The 8,991-nt window shown below is 64.7% G+C and carries 6 protein-coding genes; all 6 read right to left on the bottom strand.

Annotated elements, in window-relative coordinates; genetic code table 11:
- A partial coding sequence (tuf, locus tag IT293_18620; protein ID MCC6766677.1) for an elongation factor Tu occupies positions 1–127 on the bottom strand: 127 nt, incomplete at its 3' end.
- A 12-nt stretch (positions 128–139) separates the two neighbouring features.
- Positions 140–2,221, bottom strand: coding sequence for an elongation factor G (fusA, locus tag IT293_18615; GenBank protein ID MCC6766676.1), 2,082 nt, complete (start codon positions 2,219–2,221; stop codon positions 140–142).
- A gap of 6 nt (positions 2,222–2,227) precedes the next feature.
- Positions 2,228–2,698, bottom strand: a complete 471-nt coding sequence (gene rpsG / locus IT293_18610; GenBank protein MCC6766675.1) for a 30S ribosomal protein S7 — start codon at positions 2,696–2,698, stop codon at positions 2,228–2,230.
- Between the two features lie 15 nt (positions 2,699–2,713).
- The gene (locus IT293_18605) at positions 2,714–3,085 is read right to left on the bottom strand and encodes a 30S ribosomal protein S12 (protein MCC6766674.1); all 372 of its coding nucleotides are present in this window, start codon (positions 3,083–3,085) and stop codon (positions 2,714–2,716) included.
- A gap of 120 nt (positions 3,086–3,205) precedes the next feature.
- Positions 3,206–7,369 (bottom strand): DNA-directed RNA polymerase subunit beta', encoded by a 4,164-nt coding sequence (gene rpoC, locus IT293_18600; protein MCC6766673.1) that lies wholly within the window; start codon positions 7,367–7,369, stop codon positions 3,206–3,208.
- 21 nt (positions 7,370–7,390) lie between these two features.
- On the bottom strand, positions 7,391–8,991 hold a 1,601-nt coding region (locus IT293_18595; GenBank protein ID MCC6766672.1), incomplete at its 5' end, for a DNA-directed RNA polymerase subunit beta.

Raw genomic sequence — 8,991 nt, 5'->3', positions numbered from 1 at the left:
CCGCCAACTTCTTCGCCGCCTGCGTCTTCGTGATCGCCGCCGTCAACGTCGTCTTCCCGTGATCCACGTGCCCGATCGTCCCCACGTTCACGTGCGGCTTCTTCCGCTCGAACTTCGCCTTGCTCATACCTTCCTCCGGCTACGCGCCCACGGCCTTGGCCGCGATCTCTTCCGAGATGGCCTGCGGCACCGGCTCGTAGTGAGCGAACTGCATGGTGTAAGTGGCGCGCCCCTGCGTCTTGGAGCGCAGATCCGTCGAGTAACCGAACATCTGAGCGAGCGGAACGTGGGCATTGATGACCTGGGCGCCCGCCCGCGAATCCATTCCCTGAATACGGCCACGGCGGCTGCTCAAATCGCCCATGACCTCGCCCATGAAATCCTCGGGCACCACCACCTCGACCGCCATGATCGGCTCGAGGATGATCGGCTTCGCCCTGCCCGCCGCCTCCTTGGCGGCCATCGAGCCGGCGATCTTGAACGCGATCTCGGACGAGTCGACGTCGTGGTACGAGCCATCGATGAGAACGGCCTTCACGTCGACCATCGGATAACCGGCGAGCACACCGCCTTCGAAAGCCTCCTTGATGCCCTTCTCGACGGCCGGCACGTACTCCTTCGGGATCGGCGCGCCCTTGGTGCCGTCGACGAACTCGAACCCGCCACCCGGCGGCAGCGGCTCGAGCGTGATCCACACGTGGCCGTACTGACCGCGGCCACCGGTCTGGCGGACGAACTTGCCTTCCTGCTCGACCTTCTGGCGGATCGTTTCGCGATACGCGACCTGCGGCTTGCCGACGTTGGCGTCGACCTTGAACTCGCGGAGCAGGCGATCGACGATGATCTCGAGGTGCAGCTCCCCCATGCCCGAGATGATCGTCTGACCCGTTTCCTTGTCGGTCTGCACGCGGAACGACGGATCCTCGGTCGCGAGCTTCTGGAGCGCGATACCGAGCTTCTCCTGATCGTCCTTGGTCTTGGGCTCGATGGCGACGTCGATGACGGGATCGGGGAACTCGATCGACTCGAGGATGATCGGATTCTCTTCGTCGCAGAGCGTGTCGCCGGTCGTCGTCGAACGCAGCCCGACCGCCGCCGCGATGTCTCCGGCGTAGACTTCTTTGATCTCCTCCCGCTTGTTCGCGTGCATCTTGAGGAGGCGGCCGATGCGCTCCTTGCGCATCTTGGTCGAGTTGTAGACGGAGCCGCCCGAGGTGAGAACGCCGGAGTACACCCGGAAGAAGGTCAGGGTGCCGACGAAGGGGTCCGTCATGATCTTGAACGCCAGCGCCGAGAACGGCGCGCCGTCCTTGGCCTCACGCTCGGACTCTTCCTTGCTGTCCGGATCGACGCCCTTCACCGGCGGCACGTCGATAGGGGACGGAAGGAAGTCCACCACCGCATCGAGCAGCAACTGCACACCGCGGTTCTTGAACGCCGACCCGCAGAGGACGGGCACGAGCGTCATCGCGAGACAGCCCTTCCGGACCGCGGCGCGGATCTCGGCCTCCGAGATCGCCCCGCCCTCGAGGTACTTCTCCATCAAGGCCTCGTCGGCGTCGGCGACGGCCTCGATCAGCTTCTCGCGATACTCATCGGCCTGCGCCTTCTCGGCGCTCGGGATCTCGGCCTCGCGATACTTCGACCCGAGGCTCTCGTCGTCCCACACGATCGCCTTCATGCCGATCAGGTCGATGACCCCGACGTGCGCGTCCTCGGTACCGAGCGGAAGCTGAATCGCGACCGGGTTCGCCCGCAGGCGGTCCCGCATCATCTGGACGGTGCGGAAGAAGTTCGCGCCGATGCGGTCCATCTTGTTGACGAACGCCATGCGCGGCACGCCGTACTTGTCGGCCTGGCGCCAGACGGTCTCGGACTGGGGCTCGACGCCCGCGACCGAATCGAAGAGCGCGACGGCGCCGTCGAGGACGCGCAGCGAGCGTTCGACCTCCATCGTGAAGTCGACGTGCCCCGGCGTATCGATGATGTTGATCCGGTGGTCCTTCCAGAAACAGGTGGTAGCGGCCGACGTGATCGTGATGCCGCGCTCCTGCTCCTGCACCATCCAGTCCATCGTGGCCGTGCCTTCGTGAACTTCGCCGAGCTTATAATTGATGCCCGTGTAGTAGAGGATGCGCTCCGTGCACGTGGTCTTCCCGGCATCAATGTGAGCCATGATGCCGATGTTGCGCGTGCGCTCGAGCGGTGACTGGCGTGGCATGGCGGATTACCAGCGATAGTGCGCGAAGGCCTTGTTGGCCTCCGCCATGCGGTGCGTGTCCTCGCGCTTCTTGATCGCGGCACCGCGGTTGTTCGCTGCGTCATTGAGCTCGCCGGCGAGGCGCTCGACCATGGACTTCTCGGGACGAGCGCGCGCGTTCAACACCAACCAGCGCATGCCGAGCGAGATGCGACGCGCGGGACGGACCTCGACCGGCACTTGATACGTCGCGCCGCCGACGCGCCGCGAACGCACCTCGACGAGGGGCTTCACGTTGTCGAGGGCGCGCTTGAAGATCGCGAGCGGCTCCTCTTTCGTGCGCTGTTGAATGAGGTCGAGCGCGCCGTAGAAGGTGCGTTCGGCCAAGCTCTTCTTGCCCTCGATCATGATGGTGTTCATGAACTTCGTGACCATCCGATCGTGAAACTTCGGATCGGGCAGTACTTCGCGACGACGGACCTCTCCCTTACGCGGCATCGACCGACTCCGTTCCTACTTCGGCTTCTTGGCGCCGTACTTCGAACGGCCCTGCCGACGGTCCTGCACGCCGATCGAGTCGAGCGTGCCGCGCACGATGTGGTAGCGAACGCCGGGAAGATCCTTCACGCGGCCGCCACGGATGAGCACGACCGAGTGCTCCTGCAGATTGTGGCCGACGCCGGGAATGTAGGAGGTCACCTCGATGCCGTTGGTGAGACGAACGCGCGCGACCTTCCGGAGTGCCGAGTTCGGCTTCTTCGGCGTCGAGGTGTACACGCGCGTGCAGACGCCCCGCCGCTGCGGACAGCTCTGCAGCGCGGGCGCCGCGAGCTTCCGCCGCTGCGCCTTGCGCCCTCCGCGGATGAGCTGGTTGATCGTCGGCATCGTTGCTCCTGTCTCACTGTAGGCGCGAAGACACTTCCGCGCCGAAAAGGCCAGCAAAAACGCGCAAAGTATTTGAACGCGTTCGGACTGTCAAGTTTCCGTCAGTTTCGCTGCGACCGCCTAGGCGCTGGCGCTCTCCGGCTCGACCTTCGCGGTCGGAACCTCGAGGAGGTCCTCCGGACGTTCCTCGGGCTCCTCGGACTCGATCTCGACCTGGCCGTAGCGCTTGATGCCCGTCCCAGCCGGAATCAACCGGCCCATGATCACGTTTTCCTTGAGGCCCGTCAGGCGATCGACCTTGCCGTTGATGGCGGCCTCGGTCAGAACCTTGGTCGTCTCCTGGAAGGATGCCGCCGAGATGAAGCTCTCGGTCGAGAGGCTCGCCTTGGTGATGCCGAGGAGCAACGGCTCGGCCGTCGCCGGCTCCCCGCCGTCATCCTCGATCTTCTGGTTCGCTTCATCGAAGCGCCACTTCTCGACTTGATCGCCGACCAGGAATTCCGCGTCCCCGACGTCCTTGATGCGTACGCGGCGCAGCATCTGCCGGACGATCACCTCGATGTGCTTGTCGTTGATGCGCACGCCCTGAAGTCGATAGATCTCCTGCACCTCGTCCACGAGATACTTGGCGAGCGCCTTCTCGCCGAGGATCGTCAAGATGTCGTGCGGGTTCGAAGAGCCGTCCATCAACGGCTCGCCCGCACGCACGTGATCGTTCTCGTGCACGCTGATGTGCTTGCCCTTCGGGATGAGGTACTCGCGCGGCTCGCCGACCTCCGGGGTCACGACCACCTTGCGCTTGCCCTTCGTGTCCTTGCCGAACGACACGACGCCGTCGATCTCGCTGACGACCGCGAACTCCTTCGGCTTGCGCGCCTCGAAGAGTTCGGCGACACGAGGCAGACCGCCGGTGATGTCCTTCGTCTTGGTGGTCTCGCGCGGCATCTTGGCGATGATGTCGCCGGGCGACAGCTCCTGCCCTTCGTACACGTTGAGGTGCACGCCGACGGGCAACTGGTAGCGCGCCTCGTTGCCGTTCGGCAGTCTGGCCGTGTTGCCGGCCGCGTCCTTGATCGTGATGCGCGGACGCTTTTCGACGTCCTTGGTGTCGATCACGACCTTGGTGGAAAGACCGGTCCGCTCGTCGACGCGCTCCTCGATGGTGACACCCTCGAGGAGATCGCCGAACTTCACGACACCGCCCACCTGCGTGAGGGTGGGAAGCGTGTAGGGATCCCACTCGACGAGCAGGTCCCCGGCCTTCACCTTCGCGCCGTCGTGCCTCTTCAACTTGGCGCCGTAGACGACGGGGTAGCGCTCGCGCTCGCGCTCGCGCCCGGCCTCGGGCACGTCGATGATCGCGAGCTCGCCGTTCCGGTTGATGATGACCTCGTCGCCCTCGTTGTTGGTGACCGTCTGTAGATTGATGAAACGCACGATGCCGTCGTTGCGCGCCTCGAGCGTCGTCTGCTCCGCGCGCCGGCTCGCGGTCCCGCCGATGTGGAACGTACGCATCGTCAGCTGCGTCCCCGGCTCGCCGATCGACTGGGCCGCGATCACGCCGATCGCCTCGCCGAGGTTCACCATGTGGCCGCGTGCGAGATCGCGTCCGTAACAGAGCCCGCAGACGCCCTGACGCGACTGACACGTGAGCACCGACCTGATCTGCACCCGCTCGAGACCGGCCTTCTCGATCGCGTCGACGATCGCCTCGTCGATCTCGTGGTTGGCGCGGACGATGATCTCGTCGTTGTACGGATCCCGGACGTCGGCGAGCGCCACGCGCCCGAGCACGCGATCGCCGAGACCTTCGATGATCTCGCCCCCCTCGACGAGCGACGACATGTCGATGCCGTCGGGCGTGCCGCAGTCGAGCTCCGTGATGATGGAGTCCTGCGCCACGTCCACGAGCCGGCGGGTGAGATAGCCGGAGTTCGCCGTCTTGAGGGCGGTGTCGGCGAGCCCCTTGCGGGCGCCGTGCGTGGAGATGAAGTACTGCAGAACGGTGAGACCTTCGCGGAAGTTCGCCGTGATGGGCGTCTCGATGATCTCGCCGGACGGCTTCGCCATGAGGCCACGCATGCCGGCGAGCTGGCGGATCTGCTGCGCGCTGCCACGGGCGCCGGAGTCGGCCATCATGAAGATCGGGTTGAAACTGAGCGAGGTGCTTTCGGCGCCCTTCTCGTCGGTGTACGTATCGGTCCGGAGCTGGCTCAACATCTCGTCGGCGATGCGGTCCGTGACCTGCGCCCAGATGTCGACGACCTTGTTGTACCGCTCGCCGTCGGTGATGAGGCCCTTGTTGTACTGGTCCTCGATCTGCCGGACCTCGTTCGTCGCCTCGTCGAGCAACTCGCCCTTCTGCGGCGGAATCAGCATGTCCTTGATGCCGATCGAGATTCCCGCCTTGGTGGCGAACTCGTACCCGAGGTCCTTCAGCTTGTCCGCGAAGATGACCGTCGCCTTGTTGCCGGCGCGGCGGTACGCGATGTCGATCAGCTCGCCGAGCTCCTTCTTCTTCATCACCTTGTTGACGTCGGCGAAGCTGAGCTCCGGCGGTACGATCTCGTAGAGCAAAATGCGGCCGACCGTCGTGTCCACGAGGGTGGCGTTGATCCGAACCTTGACCTGCGCCTGGAGGTGCACCTCGCCCTGGTCGTAGGCGATCCGAACTTCCTCGGGGCTCGAGAAGCGCTTCCCCTGCCCTTGGACCATCGGCTTCTCACGAGTCATGTAATAGAGCCCGAGCACGATGTCCTGCGTCGGCACGATAATCGGCCGGCCGTTGGCGGGTGACAGGATGTTGTTCGTCGACATCATCAAGGCGCGAGCCTCGACCTGCGCCTCGACCGACAGGGGCACGTGCACGGCCATCTGGTCGCCGTCGAAGTCGGCGTTGTAGGCCGCGCAGACGAGCGGATGGAGCTGAATGGCCTTGCCTTCAATGAGAATCGGCTCGAAGGCCTGGATGCCCAGCCGGTGCAACGTCGGCGCGCGGTTCAGCAGCACCGGGTGCTCACGGATGACCTCGTCGAGAATATCCCAAACCTCGGACTTTTCCTTCTCCACCATCTTCTTCGCGCTCTTGATGGTGGTGACGAAGCCGCGCTCTTCGAGCTTGTTGTAGATGAACGGCCGGAAGAGCTCGAGGGCCATCTTCTTCGGCAGACCGCACTGGTGCAGTCGGAGCTCGGGGCCGACCACGATCACGGAACGCCCCGAGTAGTCGACGCGCTTGCCGAGCAGGTTCTGACGAAACCGACCGCTCTTGCCCTTCAGCATGTCCGAGAGCGACTTCAACGGACGCTTGTTCGGACCGGTGATGGCGCGACCGCGGCGACCGTTGTCGAAAAGCGCGTCGACGGCCTCCTGCAGCATGCGCTTCTCGTTCCGGATGATGATGTCCGGCGCGCTCAGCTCCATGAGGCGCTTCAGACGATTGTTGCGGTTGATGACGCGGCGGTAGAGATCATTGAGGTCCGACGTCGCGAACCGGCCGCCGTCGAGCGGAACGAGGGGCCGGAGATCCGGCGGGATGACCGGAATGACCTCGAGGATCATCCACTCCGGACGGTTGCCGGAGACGCGGAACGCGTTCAGTACTTTGAGACGCTTGGCGATCTTCTTGCGACGCGCTTCGCTGCCGACCTCGCGCATCTCGACGCGCAGGCGCTCGGACTCCTCGTCGACCTCGATGTCGGCGAGAAGCTTCCGGATGGCTGCGGCGCCCATCTCGGCCTTGAACGAGTCCGGGCCGTGCTCCTCCATCGCCTTCCGATAGCGCTGCTCGGACAGCACCTCCTTGTACTCGAACGGCTGACCCGGCAGCTCCTTCTTCGAGCTCGTGACGACGAACGACTCGAAGTACAGGATCTTCTCGAGATCTTTGAGCGTCATGTCGAGGAGGGTACCGATGCGAGACGGGAGACTCTTCAGGAACCAGATGTGCGCGACCGGAGTCGCGAGGTCGACGTGCCCCATCCGCTCGCGCCGCACTTTCGACTGGATGACCTCGACGCCGCACTTCTCGCAGACGACGCCGCGGTGCCGCATGCGCTTGTACTTGCCGCAGTTGCACTCGTAGTCCTTGGTCGGACCGAAAATCTTGGCGCAGAAGAGGCCGTCACGCTCCGGCTTGAAGGTCCGGTAGTTGATGGTCTCGGGCTTCTTCACCTCGCCGTGCGACCACGACCGGATCTTGTCCGGCGAGGCAAGCGAGATCCTGAGCGCGTTGAACGCGACGGGGTTCTTCGGCTTCTCGAACAGATTGAAGAGGTCTTCCATCACCATGTTGTCGTCTCCGCTCTAGCCCTGCGCCTGACCGGACTGCTCCTCGATCAGCTCCACGTCCAGAGCCAGGCTCTGCAGCTCTTTCACCATGACGTTGAACGACTCGGGGAGGCCAGGCTCGAGGACGTTCTCGCCCTTGACGATGGCCTCGTACATGCGCGTACGCCCCGCGACGTCGTCGGACTTCACCGTCAGCATCTCCTGGAGACTGTAGGCGGCGCCGTACGCCTCCAGCGCCCAGACCTCCATTTCCCCGAGCCGCTGGCCGCCGAATTGCGCCTTGCCACCGAGCGGCTGCTGGGTGACGAGCGAGTACGGGCCCGTCGAACGGGCATGGATCTTGTCGTCGACCAGGTGGTGCAGCTTCATCATGTACATCACGCCGACGGTCACGGGCTGCTCGAACGGCTCGCCCGTGCGGCCGTCGTACAGGTTGATCTGGCCGCTCGGCGAGAGACCAGCCCGCTTCAACATCCCGAAGATCTCGTCCTCGGTCGCGCCGTCGAACACGGGGGACGCCACGTGGATGCCGCGCGCCGACTTGCGCACGATCTTCGCGAGGTCATCGTCGCTGATCTGCTCGACCAGCTCGACGACGTCCTTGTTCGTGTAGATCTCCCTCAGCTTCCTCCGGATGCCGTCCACGCCCTCGATGCCTTCGCCCGGCAGCTCGCTCGCGAGCTGCCGTCCGAGCTCCCGGGCAGCCCATCCGAGGTGGGTCTCGAGGATCTGCCCCACGTTCATGCGCGACGGGACGCCGAGGGGGTTCAGGACGATGTCGACCGGCGTGCCGTCCGGCAGGTACGGCATGTCCTCCTCGGGGAGGATCCGCGAGAGCACGCCCTTGTTGCCATGGCGTCCCGCCATCTTGTCGCCCACCTGCAGCTTGCGCTTGATGGCGACGAACACCTTCACCATCTTGATGACGCCGGGCGGCAGCTCGTCCCCGCCCTTCAAGCGGTCGATCTTCTCCTCGAAGAGCGTCTTGATGCGCTCGCGCTGCTCGCGCATCGCGTCGACGACGCGGGAGAGCTCGTCCTCGATCTTGTCGTTGTCGACCTTGATGTCGCCCCAGTACGCCGACGGGATCTGGTCGAGATCCTCGGCCTTGATGATCGCGCCCTTCGGCAAGAGGACCCGACGGCTGTCGTCGGCGAGACGGATGCTCGCCTCGCGGCCTACGAGGAGCTTCTTCACCTTCCTCATCGTGGAGTCCTTGATGATCCGGTCCTCGTCGTGCTGGTCCTTCGTGAGACGCGCGACTTCCTCCTCCTCGATGAGGCGACTACGCTCGTCCTTGGTCACACCCTTGCGCGAGAAGACGCGCGCGTTGATGACCGTGCCCTCCACGCCCGGCGGCACGCGCAGCGACGTGTCGCGCACCTCGCCCGCCTTCTCGCCGAAGATGGCACGCAGGAGCTTCTCCTCCGGCGAAAGCTGGGTCTCGCCCTTCGGCGTGATCTTCCCGACGAGGATGTCTCCCGGCTTCACCTCGGCGCCGATGCGGATGATGCCCGAGTCGTCGAGATCCTTGAGGGCCTCGTCGCCGACGTTCGGAATGTCGCGCGTGATCTCCTCGGGGCCGAGCTTGGTGTCGCGCGCGACGCACTCGAACT

It is taken from the genome of Deltaproteobacteria bacterium, from assembly GCA_020848745.1.
Classification (GTDB): Bacteria; Desulfobacterota; Binatia; order UTPRO1; family UTPRO1; genus UTPRO1.
The sequence above is the reverse complement of the archived record's forward strand: the minus strand, read 5'-3'. Positions and strand labels throughout refer to the sequence as shown.

What these genes read in the sequence shown, in the direction of transcription:
- fusA (MCC6766676.1), bottom strand. Translation starts at nt 2,221, where the DNA reads ATGCCACGCCAGTCACCGCTCGAGCGCACGCGCAACATCGGCATCATG.
- rpsG (MCC6766675.1), bottom strand. Translation starts at nt 2,698, where the DNA reads ATGCCGCGTAAGGGAGAGGTCCGTCGTCGCGAAGTACTGCCCGATCCG.
- IT293_18605 (MCC6766674.1), bottom strand. Translation starts at nt 3,085, where the DNA reads ATGCCGACGATCAACCAGCTCATCCGCGGAGGGCGCAAGGCGCAGCGG.
- rpoC (MCC6766673.1), bottom strand. Translation starts at nt 7,369, where the DNA reads ATGGAAGACCTCTTCAATCTGTTCGAGAAGCCGAAGAACCCCGTCGCG.